The organism is Paraburkholderia sp. Cy-641 (assembly GCF_011752945.1).
Taxonomy (GTDB): Bacteria; Pseudomonadota; Gammaproteobacteria; order Burkholderiales; family Burkholderiaceae; genus Paraburkholderia.
In genome coordinates this window covers 23,650-38,774 of sequence record NZ_VWWM01000067.1, presented here as the reverse complement: position 1 = coordinate 38,774, position 15,125 = coordinate 23,650, and the positions used below count along the sequence as shown (strand labels likewise).

At 53.3% G+C, this 15,125-nt stretch carries 10 protein-coding genes and 1 pseudogene; 4 read left to right on the top strand and 7 right to left on the bottom strand.

Going from position 1 to position 15,125, the window contains the following annotated elements; genetic code table 11:
• Nucleotides 1-117, top strand: a pseudogene (locus F3J20_RS27260) (IS5/IS1182 family transposase); the annotation flags it as partial.
• A gap of 1,271 nt (nt 118-1,388) precedes the next feature.
• Here the strand turns inward: F3J20_RS27260 and F3J20_RS27255 are convergent.
• From F3J20_RS27255 to F3J20_RS27230, 5 genes are all read right to left on the bottom strand, one after another.
• Complete coding sequence (locus tag F3J20_RS27255) at nt 1,389-2,678, bottom strand: TniQ family protein (protein ID WP_167285337.1); 1,290 nt, start codon at nt 2,676-2,678, stop codon at nt 1,389-1,391.
• 1,474 nt (nt 2,679-4,152) lie between these two features.
• Nucleotides 4,153-5,172, bottom strand: a complete 1,020-nt coding sequence (locus F3J20_RS27245) for a TniB family NTP-binding protein (protein WP_167285334.1) — start codon at nt 5,170-5,172, stop codon at nt 4,153-4,155.
• A 55-nt stretch (nt 5,173-5,227) separates the two neighbouring features.
• Nucleotides 5,228-7,279 carry a DDE-type integrase/transposase/recombinase gene (locus F3J20_RS27240; protein WP_167285332.1) on the bottom strand — a complete coding sequence of 684 codons (2,052 nt, stop codon included), beginning with the start codon at nt 7,277-7,279 and terminating at the stop codon, nt 5,228-5,230.
• Nucleotides 7,257-7,766, bottom strand: coding sequence for a TnsA endonuclease N-terminal domain-containing protein (locus F3J20_RS27235; RefSeq protein ID WP_167285330.1), 510 nt, complete (start codon nt 7,764-7,766; stop codon nt 7,257-7,259). The genes F3J20_RS27240 and F3J20_RS27235 overlap by 23 nt, the downstream gene beginning before the upstream one ends.
• Before the next feature lie 444 nt (nt 7,767-8,210).
• Nucleotides 8,211-8,633 (bottom strand): helix-turn-helix domain-containing protein, encoded by a 423-nt coding sequence (locus F3J20_RS27230; RefSeq protein ID WP_167285329.1) that lies wholly within the window; start codon nt 8,631-8,633, stop codon nt 8,211-8,213.
• 483 nt (nt 8,634-9,116) lie between these two features.
• On the opposite strand from F3J20_RS27230, the gene F3J20_RS27225 reads away from it, so the two are divergent.
• Both F3J20_RS27225 and F3J20_RS27220 read left to right on the top strand, forming a co-directional pair.
• On the top strand, nt 9,117-9,326 hold the full coding sequence (locus tag F3J20_RS27225) for a hypothetical protein (RefSeq protein WP_167285327.1): 210 nt from the start codon (nt 9,117-9,119) through the stop codon (nt 9,324-9,326).
• A gap of 775 nt (nt 9,327-10,101) precedes the next feature.
• A complete protein-coding gene (locus F3J20_RS27220; RefSeq protein WP_167285325.1) occupies nt 10,102-10,830 on the top strand; it encodes an HNH endonuclease in 729 nt (242 codons plus the stop codon).
• An 83-nt stretch (nt 10,831-10,913) separates the two neighbouring features.
• Here F3J20_RS27220 and F3J20_RS27215 read toward each other — a convergent pair whose 3' ends face one another.
• Together F3J20_RS27215 and F3J20_RS27210 are read right to left on the bottom strand one after the other, a co-directional pair.
• Entirely contained in the window at nt 10,914-12,323 is a 1,410-nt protein-coding gene (locus tag F3J20_RS27215) for a hypothetical protein (protein ID WP_167285324.1), read from the bottom strand.
• Nucleotides 12,320-14,452 carry an ATP-binding protein gene (locus F3J20_RS27210; RefSeq protein ID WP_167285322.1) on the bottom strand — a complete coding sequence of 711 codons (2,133 nt, stop codon included), beginning with the start codon at nt 14,450-14,452 and terminating at the stop codon, nt 12,320-12,322. Before F3J20_RS27210 ends, F3J20_RS27215 begins: the two co-directional genes overlap by 4 nt.
• Before the next feature lie 358 nt (nt 14,453-14,810).
• On the opposite strand from F3J20_RS27210, the gene F3J20_RS27205 reads away from it, so the two are divergent.
• Complete coding sequence (locus tag F3J20_RS27205) at nt 14,811-15,041, top strand: hypothetical protein (protein ID WP_167285320.1); 231 nt, start codon at nt 14,811-14,813, stop codon at nt 15,039-15,041.
• Nucleotides 15,042-15,125: the final 84 nt, after the last annotated feature.

Below are 15,125 nucleotides of genomic sequence, written 5' to 3'. Positions count from 1 at the left end.
TTCCGGCGGCTGGCACGCGACTACGAACGCCTGCCCGAAACCCTGGCAGGCTTGCATTTCGTCGTCTTCGCTATGCTCATGCTTGTTCATGCCGTGCCCATTATCCAAAGTGCCTAACACGCTCTAGCTCGCACGCGCGGCTTGGACTGTATGGCGGTTTGGGCGAACCGCTTTGACGTGGGCCGCGCAATGGTTGTGACGCAAACTGAGCGGACGGCGAGACAGCTGGCGCGCCGCGCCGAATCTAAGTTTTGGCCGCGAAGGGCGCAGTCTGTTTGTCGGCTCGCGACGGTGATTTCACGGAAATGCGAATGAAATCCGTCTCTCTTTCCCCGTTTGTGGCAAACACGATGGCGTTAATCTGGCTCCTGTTTAACAAAAATAGGAAAATTGATGGCGCTTCACGTTTCATTTGGGCTGATTCGTGGGATCGCCCGCTGCGTAGGCAAGGTCGCGGGCTGATGCTGGGACAAACTGACTCGTCTCTTCATGCTGCCGACATATCGTCGATCGCATGCCGTTTGGCTAAAACGCAATGGCCTTGGCACAAGCTGGAAGCCACTTTGGGACGGTGTCGAATACGACATCAGCTTCCCCCATCCAGCATACCCTGAGCCGCGTGTCTGCCGGGTGGCATTTCGTACGCATGGTGCAGAGGTACGTTCGGCGGATATGATCCTCGAAGTTCGAGGTGCGGGCATTCGGTATCAAGAGCACATCCGTCTCCAAGATATAAATTCCCGACCCATCGTACTGTCTCTCGGTAGCGTACCAGAGCTCGACATCGCGCCTACGGGCGATAATTTTTCATTCTCCGTCGAGGATTACGTCTTTCTGTCCGGCAAGTTTGTTTTGCCTGATGGCAAAGAGCGAAACCATGAGACGTCGTTACGAAGCTCCCTGATCCAGAATTGGTTCTTCAACGATGAGTGGGTCAGTCGTTGGGGGCATTTGTGGAACTGCAACGAGATTAAGCATGCGAAACGTCTCCTTGCGGAATTTTGGAGATTCCGTTTTGGATATCGAACATTGAGGTCGACCGTACTGGCGAAGACTCTAGGCACATCCTGGGCCGTCAGCATTCAATTTTGGCTCGCCGTCTCGTCTCAGTTGTTCGTTCTGTCTGACGATGGTGAGTTGCGACTCCGCTGGTGCCAGACTCCAGTGAGGCAATCCGCTCGCAGCTAAGCAGACGGCACCGGCGCCTAGGATCTGCGTCGCCCGGTGGCGAGCGGAATTGCCAATATCAACGCGTGCTCCGTGCACATCGCTGTTGCCGGCTCCGAAAAGCTCAAGCCGGCGACGGCGTGGCCGTCTCGCGCGCTTGCCATTGGTTCTCGCATGCCCCCCCAGAGTCTGGTTTGATCGACCTCCGGATCGGCTCGTTCCTACGAAGCAAGCTGGATGACCTCGCTTGCGACAAATCTCCAGATAGATCGGCCGTCAATGGTTGGCCCGCTCACCGGGCGCAGTTTCCCGGAATTCAGGAGGGCATATGCGCCCTTGCGTGAGATATTTAATACCTCGCGCGCCTCCGTCAGCGTTAGCCACTGCGCCTTCTCCGCACACAGCTCATCCAGCGTGTCGCGTCTCACTGTCCCAGATGTTCGTCCTGTCGCGGTAGTATGCAACTGACCGCAAAGCATACCCCGTTCAATGAACGAACAAACCATGCTGCGTTTGACTCCGAGTGTCTTGCCCGCAGTGGTAAGTGAAATCCACTTGTGCTCCGTCCGCGTGCTCTTTGAAAACCGTCGGTTCCTTTCTGCAAGCTGCCCAGGCCATTCGTCGCGAATATGCGACTCGAATTCGTCGCGAAGAAAATTAAACTGCCTGTCGCCGAACCGCTTGTACAAGGCGGTGTAGAAGTAGCCAAACCACTGCGCCAATCGATTTGAAGATGCCTGACCGCCATCTTTTGAAACTAGGTGCCGAAGCAACGTACGATATCCCGACGGCCACGCGTCCAAGGCATTGCCTGCGGCCTGTGCAAACGAGATCGCTATCGCTACATCGTGAAGATCCGCTATTTTTGTAGGCTTCCGAACGTCGTTCTGCGCGTATCCCCCAAGAAAAACACAGACGGCGAGAAAATCCGCCAAGCGCAATCGATTCAGCGGCGGTTGGATAGCGGGAATACCATCAGGAGGCGTTGTTTCGAACGACGATGATATGTACCGGCTTATCGCTACACATCCCGGTTGTGCCTGCACTACTGATCGATCTCCGAGAGACGCTCCGCAATCGCAGGCAGCGAGGCTGGCTCGCTTCCACGACAACGGGTGATTGCATTTACTGCACGAATCGCACAGTTCGACGCAGTGAATGGGGCAGGCCGTCACGAGTGTTATATCCCACTGTGCACGCCAGTATGAATTAGCGGCAAGGCAAGCCGGGCAGTATCGCGGACGTCGACCGTTCCAGTAGTGCTGATCCAAGCCGCCAGGGTCCGTCATCTTGAGATTGCGGAAACCGGTGACAGCGCCGCGAAGCTTGCCCAGCCTCGTCGTGCCAACCAGGGCGCCTATGCCCGCCACATCTTCGAGTCTGGGCTCGTTCGAAACCAGCAGATCCAGATCGAGCAGAGAGGTATAGCCATTTGCTTCCGCGAGTCGAAGTAAATATCCGGTAGCACTTTCGCTATCTATCGGCGCCGGACGTACCAATAGCGTAGTCATGGCTCAAGTCGGGAAACCGCTGAGGAAGTGCTCAGCGACAAAACACTTATCGAGCCATATCTCGTCTCCCAACGAGCGGAAGAGTGACATTGTTCGACACTGGATTGCGGCGATCACGTGCTGTAACAGCTTTCCACGACTCGGAGACAGCGAGCTAAGCGGGACCAGCGAGGGTGAAAACGTTACCGCGCAGGCCGTGCGCTCAATCCACGCCCTCAGCCTATCGACCTCGCTTGATAGGATCAGCATACGCCCCTCTAGGGGCTGCAAGAAACCACAGTGCATCAGTAATCGACGCTGGTACGGGGTCGCCCGAATCAGACGCTCGACCGATCGGAAATCGTGAAGCACGACATTGGCTCGCCGGAGCTCCTCAACCCGATTCGACAAAGTCAAGACGGCGCATGCATTTCGGGACTCAGTGGTCGTGCCGTGGCCGTGGTCCGACTTAATGGATCGTACTGTGGGGACACCATTGCCACTGAAGACTAGGCAATCCGGGTTGACAGCCAATCCAATGCCCTGCGAGTGGACCGTTAAAGCATTCACGTAGGCTCCAATCGTATCGCGCATAAACCTCGGTAGTTGCATTGGACCGACCAGACGAAACGCGTGTCCGACTGGAGGACGCGATCTGAGATGTCTGACGGAAATCACAGATGGCTCGAGGCCCAGGAGCTCAATCCGGCCCCAACACGTGCTGATTTCCTTAAACACACTTTCCGGCCAGTGAAGGAAAATTCGTGCTGCTATACGCACCGCATCCTTCTCCACGCTCAGGTGGTCGTCGTAAAAAGGATGAAAACTCCGGGAACCATGGGAGGTGGACGCGAGGTAGCTAAACAACGCCAGCCACTCCAACGCCGTCATCTTTGCAAGGTCCTCGCAGAAGGGCGACGATGCGAGCATGTCACTCTCCGACTCGATAACAAGAGCTGCAACCAGAAGTTTGGTGATGAGCACTACGTCCATCGGTGCTTGCTTCGCCTTCGCCCGCTCAAGTTCAAATCCACATGCGCACAGCAGCGCTCCGCGTCTCTCCCAGCTTACAAGACAGGCGCAGTTAGGGCATCGATCGACCATCCAAAGACCATGTATCTCACAGGCTGCCACGGCACGGAAGTTCCATATTGATCTGAAGAAGCCGCGCTCCCGAACACATATCGGACAGAAAACGCTGTACTGATTCCTGAAAAAATATCGGCGCGCGAACCGACCAGGCCGCTCGGCGGTGTCTGGAATCAGCTGGGGCCGATCTAACATTTCCTGCAGTTCGCCAGGGTCCAAGTCGATGCTATATGCAACGGTTTCCAAGCCATTCTGCGATTGCATTGATCGTAGGAGCGATTTGGCGAAGCCACAGATCGCAGTCCGGTCTATGTATCCGTTCGCCTCTCCGAGTCGCAGCAAAAAACTCATCGGATGTTCGTCGCTCCCAGGCCTTGGACGTACGAGAAATCGGTTTTTGGGCAAACTAGCTTTGGTATCCAAAGAACGGCTCCCCTGGATTCGTAAGTGGTCGACCAATGAATCGAGGATGGAATGGATTCAGGCGTCCACGTCCCTCAGGCCAGATAGCTTCGGCGAACGCCTTGCCAAGGACATCGCGATTTATTGCGGGAAGATTTTCCTCAAGGACGATCTCGACAGACGTCGTGATCAATGTCATGACGTATCCCATCAAACCATAGGTGGCAAAATGAATATGCTCGACGAGATCTCCACCGTTGCTGAGCTCTGGGGAACACTTAACTGGCAACGTACCCCAGATGGAGCGCAATAGGCCATCAAAGACGCGTCGCGCCTTGCGATCGACTATTGCGAAGGGCTCAAGCGATATCTGCCGCGAAAAACGTCGCCTTAGTTGCTCATTGCTTTGCAGTATTCGCTGACAGCGATGCAATCCCATCAAAACAAAAGGTACCCTGGTTGCGTTCACTAGATGCTTGAGCCAATCAGCAACCTTCGCTTCGATTTTTTCCCGCGAATGATCGATAAAATGTTGGAATTCATCCAGGATAACCAGCTCGACACAGCAATTTTGGAATAATGTAATTATGCGAGCCGTCATAGCCTCGGCAGACCCTCGCGCGAATAGTGGGTCACCCAAAGCCAGGAGAATGCGCTCCGCGACGTTCTTGATTGTAGGTTGCGCCGGCAACTCGAGATGCAGTACCGGTATGACGGTCCCTTCATCGGTCTCACGCCGTGGATAATGTCTCGCATATTCTTTTCGTAGCGTAGATTTGCCGCTGCCGGAAACGCCCATGATCAAGAGACATCCTGGCTCCCCGAGCCCGAAGCGCCCCATACGGTGGCATCGCCGGATCGCGCTGATGCCTAAGGCAAATGCCGGGTGTTCGATGAGCGTATTGCGTACTGTAGCAACCAGCTCTGAGGAAGTTTCGTCGGGCGCGCTGACCTCCGGCGACTGCAGACTATTGGAAGCCAGTTGATCAGCGTCAGGAGTAACGTTGCAATCCGTAACGGTCATGATGAACGCTCCACTCGAAGGCGTGGCCAGTTGATTTGCATTCGCTGAAATCGGTTCATACCGATTCCTGTTGGGGGATATCGCGCGAAATCGGCGCACGCTTTGTCGGAAACAATGGAACGTCCACGCACTCGTCCTGATCGTCTTGCTGCGAATTTGGTGATTTATCTTCGTCTGGTTCTGGCTCGAGAGGTAGTTCTGGACGGGTTTCCTCGTTCTGAACCATCAGCTCCCTCTCCACCCTGTTAGCTTTCGGGCGTTTAACCTTCGCCTTTCCTTTCCGCTTCGCCGTCGTTGAATTTCCTGCTTCGATAAGCTTGGCGGTGTCTTCGCGCAGCGCAGCCTTAGCGGCCAACAGCGCGTGGCGAAATGGCGAGGTCTTATAGTCTTTGCGTGCCTTTCGAAGCATCCAGGAATGTTGCTCCGCCGTGATTCCCTCGGCATATTCCGGTAGCGTGCACTTCGCTTCGACATATTGCCGAGCTTCTTCGTCGAGAACGAAAATGGTTCCGAGATTGTCGGGATCGCTGCGCACCGTAACTTCGACATCCCCGCATCGCCGCCGCAGATTCTCAAGCGCGAGCGATGCGTACTGAAGTGAATTCACTTCAATTCCATTCTTCGTGAGTACTCTGGTTTTCGACTCTCCGAGATATATGTTGATGAAATCAATGGAAGGAGGCAGTTTAGGAAAATTCGTTGCAATCCCCTCATCCCACTTCTGTTTAGGAATACTAAGAATTCCTCGGTGAAATGTCACTGAATATATATCAATGATCCAACGGTGCACGATCTCGTGCAACGCTTCGAGTGTTACGACGGCTTTTGCCTCCGAGTCATACGTGTGTCGCGTTTCATATTTTGCAAATGTTGTCCCCGGTTGAAGATGGACAAGTCCGTAATTGAGTGTCTTCAGAAACCGCTCAATGCGTCCCTTCATCTGCGGTGATCGGGTAGGGCAATAGATGACGTGAATACCAAGATCCGCGCACGCCACTTCAACGTCCTTCGCATGAAACTCGAGACCGTTGTCGCAAACAAGTTGGTGGACCAACCCGTATGCCTTCCACTCACCATTCACCGATTTGAACCGATCCTTGACATAGTTCTTGGGCAGGATCGCGTGCTTCAGGCAGCGCAGGACTGTTAGAGCGTTCGGCCTTCTGAATGAAATATGCATGCCCACAACCATTCGCGAATATGCATCGATCATTGCCATAATCCATGGTCGCCCCAGCAAGAGTCCAGTGCTGGAATCGATTACGAGAATGTCTAGCGGAGTGTTATCGACTTCGACGCGCTCCAGCGGCCGTGTACAGGTGGGCCCTTTCTTATAGACCCGGCTCGCTTCCCGAGCGTATCGTTCCCCGAAACGCGCTTTTAGAATTGCATACCGATCGATCCGAGCAACTGCGCGTTTGAGCATACGCCGGGACACTGATGGCAGTGCTTCCTCCGGTACTCGACGTTGGTTTTCCTTTTCAATCTCAAACTGAATCCAGTCCAACGTTTCGGTAAGGGACTCCCGTTGTGGAGTAAGGAATATCTTTTCGATGCCCTCGTCAATCAGCTCAGCGAGCCTTTCGGGTATCGGTTTTGGCTTTTGCCCCCGATTTTCCCACCGATCAATGAGCGCGCGGACATCAAACTTTGCATGCACCCATGAACGCCGCCACAGATAGAAACTTGCAACGCACGGCGGACGCTCGCCTCGTATCGCTGGCTCCATTTTTTCCCAGACGCTTCGCAAAATATCCGGCAGAGCCGCCCGGGGAATCGTCAATCGACCATCCGGGCAGATCTCATGCAGAAGTTTGTATCTTCGCAGGGTCAGGCGCTGGATCTTGTCAGAGAAGTCCGCTAGTCCTCGCTCCATCGTCCTGCTTTGTTCGAGATCACGTTGTTCAATGCTGACCTCTTTCTCATCCAGAAATTTCAACTGCCCATCTGCGAACCGGGCAAGCAGATCGTCAATGTCGCGTGCGGTGATGGATGCGTCGTCGAATGATGTGAGTTGGACACGGCAGCCAATTACTTGAGAAATACGATAAACACTGCCATCAAGGCAAAGGCATTCGCCATTCTTAAATGAAAAGCGCGACATCATCGGCCTCCTCATAGGGGAGAACAATGGTCCGATCGTCGATGACGGAGTCCAGATCGCACACGAGTGATCTGTCGGCAAGTAACTGCCGGATCAGTTTCTCATCAACGCTGGCAGCACGCATTTCTGCAATGGAGACGCCGGTTCCGACACAGGGAAGAAAAGAGCCAGCCTCTTTTGAGCTTTTTGTAACGCGTTCGCGCAACAGGTCACATATCTGGCGGAGCCTGACGGGGCGCCGAATCTGCTGCTCGGTCAAGACGACAAAACGCTCGCCTCTGGAGGCGAACCATTGTGTGAGCGTGTCGAACTTCTCAGCGTTAAAAGGCTCTACGAGCTTTTCCGATGGCTTGATTTCCAGGAACCAACGCCGGCCGTCTCCCCATTCGGCGCTGAAGTCCGGGGTGTATATCCGTTTTCGCACGCCAAGCAGATACTCGACCGTGATGGGTTGCTCTTCAAAGCGGCGAATGCCGCGTGCGAATTCCATGAGAAACAATGCGTCGAATTCAAGCAGGCTCTCACAACGTACCAGCCGCCGGTTCTTCCGGGAGAAAAATTTCGCTCTGAACCCCCTTCCAGAAGGGGTTACCGGATTTCGCGTTTGATGATATGCGGGCCGCGGTATGGGAGCCCGTCCAGCTCGCTTGTGTCGTTCGTCCATTTTCGCTTCTCCGAATCGCGTCCAAGTATGCGTGCCCCAAGCTTATGAGGGGCGAACGCATTCCCGACACGCGCTCAATGTCGTAATCGCGGCATAACACCGATTTGCAGGCGTAATAACGCTCAACGCCCGGCGTTATCGACCTGGAGGAAGTGTGGGGCTGAGGGCGGCCGGCTTGACCTTGGAACGATGGCGAACGATACTGAAGGTGCGATCCGGAGTAGCGTTCGCTATTCCCAAGACGGGGCAGGCCGCAAGGTTTGTCCCGTTTTACATTTCAGTGCCCTCCTTTGATTTGCGCCGCACCCTTGAGACGCCATAGCGGGGCCGCGCGGTCATTTCCTCATCCATGCGGACGATGGCGCGCAGGGTGACAATCTGGGTGGGCAGCAGCCGCCCAATCTTCCTTTGTAACTCCGCGTACAGCCGGTATTCGTCGGTCGGCAGATCCGCCGGGATCACTAGTCGTCGCGGCGAGTCCTGTAATTCCCTTTGCATTTCCTGCCGATCGGCGTCGACCAGTGCCAAACGCTCCTTGAGCCTGGTCAGGAATTCGGCGCTCGGAGGCTTGGTGCCTAGTTCGAGCGCGGAAACATAGGCCTGCTCATACCCTAATTTTTGTGCAAGTTCAGCCTGTGATAACGCGGATCGCAGGCGCAAACCTCGAAGGAACACGGCGAAGGGAGTGCTCATGTTACAAGCCGAATTGCGGATGTTGAAACAACAATAGTTGAGGATTAAGCCGCCGTCAAAGTGAAAAATTGCTCATTTTTCAACGCAGTTCTTGATAGTTGCGTACAGTTGCAATCCTATGCAATTTCCACCAGGCGCGCCGCGATTAGCCATGTCAGCAGTCGAAGGCCCACATCGAGAACAGAGTCCGCAGCTAGTTCGCCGATATCGACCATCGGCCATGGGGGCACTCGGTTTGAAGTGACGTGTGCGTCCGGCAAGGCATACGCCGACACGACTCGGCCCGTTTCGGCGCCTTCGATCGCGCTGCGTTGGACTGATCGGCCGAGAATGCTTGATTGCGTCACACGAATGCCGAGTGTCCGAGGGGGCTTGCTCCGGGGGCGCGATCAGATAACCTCAAGTTCGGCTGTCAAGAAGCGCGAGCACGGTTGCCAGGGATCGTGGTTTCTAGCGCAAAATACGAGAAACAGGGAGTCCCATATGCCAACAGACAACCTCGACGCGTATTTGGACAAGATCAACAACGGCACGAAACAGGATCTGGACTCTTTCCTGACCTTTTTTCTTTCAGAGTGCCCCTCGAACATGATCCCATCCAAAGAAGAAGTGCGGCGATGGGCCGAAGCGCTGGACAGGCGCGGCCCTAAGTTTGCATTGGATGCCAAAGCATGCCGCGAATGGTGCGGCTGACGGATGCACGGGGAGAAATAGATCGATAGCGCGGGCGTGACAGCCAATTACGTCGCCAGGCAGTACAAGACTCAAGTGGGCTATGCCTGCAAACACTGCACAGCTCAGGGTGCGCAGGTGGGCGACGGTTGTGGCACGCGCTCAACGCAAGCACGTCCTGACCACCAAAGACTTGTGCGGCTCGATTACGACTTCTCTGGAAATTGTGCACCGGAAGGCGGCCTAGGTATTCGATCGCTCCCTCGTCCACACGTTGGCCGGTATCGATCTATCCGCATGTTGCTTTGCGCTTCCGGAGAAAATCTAGTCGCTGAATCTCTTTAAACGAGGTCGGAGAACAACAAGGAAAATGCTCCGGGGATGCAGCCTTTCGTTCAGAGGTAATCGAGGTCAAGGCTCTTCGGCGTTGCGTTATGATGAAGAGCGTTGGTGGCGAACTGAAAGCAACACCCGGCGAAACCAGCATTTATAAAATAATTTTTCAACTGTCAGGGGAAACGTGAGTACTCCGCGAGCATGGTCGTTTCTAACCATTGATGGGGCGCGTCAATACGGTGGAAATTCCGGATACATTGACGATCCGTTATCGGTTTACCGTTACGACAGCAACGTTCCAAATCACCGTCAGGTGTCGGAGGGTGACGTAATAATCTTACGCTCTAGGACGGTTATTCTAGGCATTGCGAGAATTGAGCGCATTGTGTCCGGCGATGGCGAGAAAGAACGGTTGCGATGTCCAACTTGCGGTACGAGCCAAATCAAGGAGCGAATAACAATGCTCCCGCGGTGGGCGTGCCGCGAACGGCATGCCTTCGACACTCCGACGCGGGAAGCGATTCGCGTCAAGACATTCGAGGCGCACTACGCTAAAACCGTTGGTCCTGCGCCGCGATTGCTGACGTTGCGGGACGTCAACGACGCCGTCTTACGCCCCAGCGACCAGATGTCCATAAAGGAGCTCGACCTTGCAAAGATCGAACACCTATTTCTGGATGACCTGCGTGGTCGGCAGTTTATTGTTGATTACGCGAGTGCGATCACGCCGGAAGACGCCGATGACGAAATAGCAGAATCGATAATCGAAACGCGCCGACGAATTGTGCGTGAAGTGAACTTGCGACGCGGACAAGCTCAATTCCGAAATCGGCTAATTCGACAGTATGGAAACACATGTCAAATCAGCCGATGTGCGTTTCCCGGCCTCCTCGAGGCCGCACACATCATGCCTTATGCCAAATCGAACGATAATGGTGCGCACAACGGGCTGCTGCTACGTAGCGATCTTCACACCCTGTTCGACCTTTGGCTGTTAGCGGTCCACCCAATCACTCTGACCGTGGCGATTCATCCCGCCTTACACGAGATGGGCTACGGCCATTTTCATGGAGCACCACTCTTCACGAACGGAGTCAATGGGCCCGACCGCACTGCACTTGGCCTTCGGTGGGAGCTTTTCCAAAAACGTATGGCAAATGATGCCTCCGGGGACGCCGGCATGATTTGAAATGATGCAGGCCGGCAATTTAATATTTTCGTGAATTGTCGCCCCTTCCACACCGGTCGGGACGACATGATTCGATGGGGTTCTCACGATTCATGGGAAAAACTAACGACACCCGGGCGGGCGACGTACCGAGAGTAGTTATGAATCAGCTCCGCGAGGATCCCGCTGCGTATCCGAAGCACTACATCACCTAGTATGCTCGCCTTCGCCGGAAGTCCGAGCAAGTACCGAAAGTTTGCGAATAATACCAACGGTTTTCCATCTGCCAGTTCGATTTCTGGCATTCGGTAAATAGCGTTATGACGCCTGTCCGTTATGGAACCGTCCATCCCCTTAAATTTGGTGTTGTCTTCTCTGTCGCTCGGCACGAGTGCCGCCAAGACGTAGCGGTATAGCCTCGACTTTCTCTGTGCGTGATCGCAATCTGCACTTATCTCAATAAAACCCCATTTAACTGATTTTCTGATTTCGCTCTTTTGGGTCCGAGTAAGGCCCGAGACATCGACGAATTCTTCAGATAGTTCCGCTACTGTTTTTCCGAAATGCGATTTGAAACAATCGTCGTTAAGATGGTCATCGGAAATCGCGACAAATGCACCCCGATCTGTCTTTTCGATTTGCGTCGTAATCTCCGACACGCAATAAAACGCATTTAGTCGTCTATCAGCACCGTTTTCGCCAAAGGCGATTGGACTATTTGATTTGACTTGTGGCATCGCCGCCGTCCACATTTCGCGTATTCCGTCGGCCGTAGCTGAGCTGCGCTCGAGATTATCCACGAGCATTGGCTGAAGCCCGAGATGGATAGCTTCATCGGGTCGGTCTGCCGCATTCTTTCTTCCAGTCGCCTCTTGGGCGATCCGTCCGAGGACTGCGCTCAGGTTATCCGCATGCTTAGCAATATCCCAAGGTATCGAAGGAGACAGAACTTTCGTTAGCGCATGAAGCGTAGCTGACGCCGCCCTTCCGATTTCGCGTTCCCATGCCATCAGCGCCGTCAACTGAGGCGATGTCTGAACGACACTGTCGATGCCTTTTCGCAACCCTTCTAGCCAGGCTTTGCGGGCATCGGCAGACTCCGGCATCTTGAAATCGTTCTTGTCCAGAGCGCTGACTACGATCGGCATCGGAATTTCGGCGTGGCGCTCTCCTAGGATCTGAAGAACTTCGTCTACAAGATGCCTGTGTTTGGACCAGAATATAAGAGCGTATGGTCCGTTATCTAGTGGAACAACTGCCGAGATAACTTCTGCGATGGTAGGTGCTATGTCTTTCGGCGACGGCGCAGATGAATCGGCAAGATTCATGTCCACGAAGAGTAACCGAATGCATAACGACTTGTGGTCAGGCACCCCGATCACGCCCGCGTCGACAGAATACCGTAACGGCACGACTGGGATATGCGCCTCATGCATACCTGTCACTAACTCCTGAAGTTCAGTTTCATCGTTATCAACGATTACTGTTCGAATGAGGCCCAAAGAAGTGGTCATTTGTTTTTGAATTTTAGAATTACAGCTGCCCCATCGAGCGGTGTGGGAATTTGAATGTAATCACGCAATTCCTCAGCAGACACGACAGAAAAAGAGCCACCAATTGATTCCATCACAAGGTTTGTGAAGTACAGGCCGAGTCCCATGCCGCCGGGCTTCGTGGTTTCAAAGGGCTGGGTGGCCATATCAACTGGGAGCTCGAATCCCGGTCCGTTGTCGACGACGGCTATTGCATGGCTTTCCGCCGAATCCGCGAATGCTGTTATGTATACAAAAGGTGGGCGAGAATCCGAAGGATCTTCTTCGGCACGAGCCCGAGCCCAATAGATAGCGTTGTCGATCAAATTTCTAAGCGCGCCGATCACTAGATTAGGCGGGCACTCTGTTACGAAATCATCGACCTCTCCGGACAGTAGCGGCGACGAAAAATGTATTTTATGGTGTGCGAGCCGTGATTTAGAGAGAGTAAACGCTCGGTCTACGAGCGAATATGCGGTTGCCCGCTTCTGGCTATTGCGCTTCAAAAGCGGCGCAAAACCATCCAAGAGACTCACCAAATGTCCGGTGCGCTTCTTGAGCGAGTCCAACGACTCGTTGTTTTCAATCCCCTTATTTATTGCACCAATTTCTCGCTCGACTTCATGGAAAATCGTGGCCAAGTTAAGTCCGGCAAGACCTGAGCTCACCATTACACTGCGAACCTGTTTATATTCTCTTTCGATCGTGTCAATGTGCGGTTTAAGATCCCCTTCAAGCCCTTTATCTTTGATTGCTTTTTTGACAATATCGACCGCATGTTCGAATGATTCCGGATGTGGCGTGGCTTCGCCTTTTCCTTTAAGTGCAGCGTCAAGTTGGCGACGATCATCCTGCCGTGTAATATCAAGTAATTCGACGACGCTTTGGATGATGTGTCGAAACCTCAGAAATGCAGGATTTTCATCAAACCCTTCCCGATTTGTTTTCTCTTTGAGTTGATCGCTGTCCGTTAGCTTGAGATTGATTGCTGCAATCACTGAGTTGGTTGCCATGCGCTCCGCGGGCCGATTGATCCGTCGAACGTTCAATCCAAGCCAGTCGTCGCCTGCCTCACCGTAGTTATATACGCGAATGCCATCGCGGTACACACGTATCCCGGTTTGCTCATCCAAATATTCTTTCAGCTGCTGAGTATTCCCAATCTTTTTCATCAGATCGGCTCGACGATAGTACACAAAGAAATGTCCAGTAATATCGCCTATGCCATTTAGATCAGAACTAATGAGTGAAATACTTTCATCGTCTCGATCGAGCCGCTTCCTGTCTTCTGCGGATAACTCGATCAGACGAAGTGAATCATCATCTTTTGAGGCAGTCCTCTTTTCCACGCCAGACATGCTGGGAGGACTAAATTCATATTTCCAGCTAATTTTCGCGTTTACAATAGAAAAGCTAAATTTCCAGATTGCATTATCAAGAATGTCGTCAACATCAAAAATGTCATTGAGCCATGATTCTCTGCCCGGTACGTCGAGCTTCACCGAAAAACTATCCACAGATGCAAAGGGGCTAACGAGAGTGGATATTAGTTTTTTTAATGACCGAATATCTCTTCTTGTCCACTCGGCTCTCTCGAGTTGAGTTATCTTCAGACACGTCCCCGTACGATTTTCCTTATACTTGAGAGGCTGTGAAAGCTCACGGATATCCACTGAGGTTTCGTCGATTCTCTTGTCCCCGGAAAGATTTTCACTCCAATCAACCTTAACGAAGCATTCTCTTTTATTTTCGGCGCGGGATAACAAACGCTGCTGAGTTCCGAGTTTATGCGCAGCGAGGCGGCCGACTCCTTTTTCTCCGAGTGGATAGCGCAAGAAGCGCTTACTGACTACCTTGTTTGCGCCGCGCTTGGACGGGGTTCCGATTTCGAGCCATTTAGTTACGATCGTGTCTCGATCCATACCCGTGCCGTTGTCCTCAACAGATATATAAGGTTCGGGTGCATTGAGATCAACGGTAACTTGGACGTTGGTCGCATCTGCGTCGTACGCGTTCTTGACCAGTTCGAAGACCGCTAGACGATCATCGCCGATCAGTTCGTCGCCCAGCAGCTTCAGGACATGCGCTCTCGCCTGAAAGGAGTGTTTCATATCTTTTTGGTAGGTTATCGCTCAGGAATTGCCCGGTAGCGTGGCTGGATACGTTGCAAACCGCGGTCGCTCGATTTCGATAAGAGCAATGCGCTCGGCAAGGTTCAATCCAGGCGCAATGCCGTTGTCCTATGTTGCATGGGTACCCGGTGGTGCCGGTACGCGTACGGCCCCCGAATATAGGTGGCAGTTGAAGACAATCGGAATCGTTCAGCGTAACGCGATCTTATACGACAATGGATAGGTACGGTCTACGTCGCCTAGCCCGAAGCATGACGAGAAGCTGGCATTTGGTGAATCCGGCCCTTTATCCTATTCTATATTTGATAATGTCCTTTATCACATATACGAGAGACTGATGAGCAACGTCGATGAAGGGAACGCGATTCTGGATCGCTGGCACGCAGCGCACAAGGCGGCGCCAGATGGTAAGAAGGACGCGGCAATCAAATGTTCCGAATCTTCGACATGCGGCCGCTCCGGTCGACCTCGGTCACCAGTAAATCTCGCGGTTAATGCTGGCCTCGATTGCAACCAGGGTAAGGCTCCGGAAGAACGGATGCCAGTTGTTTGGCGCAATGAAATTTGACCGGCCGCTGGAATTCCATACAGGCACGACGGTACCCGGCAGACTGTGCACGGATCTGCAACTCAGCAATGACTTCCTGTTGTT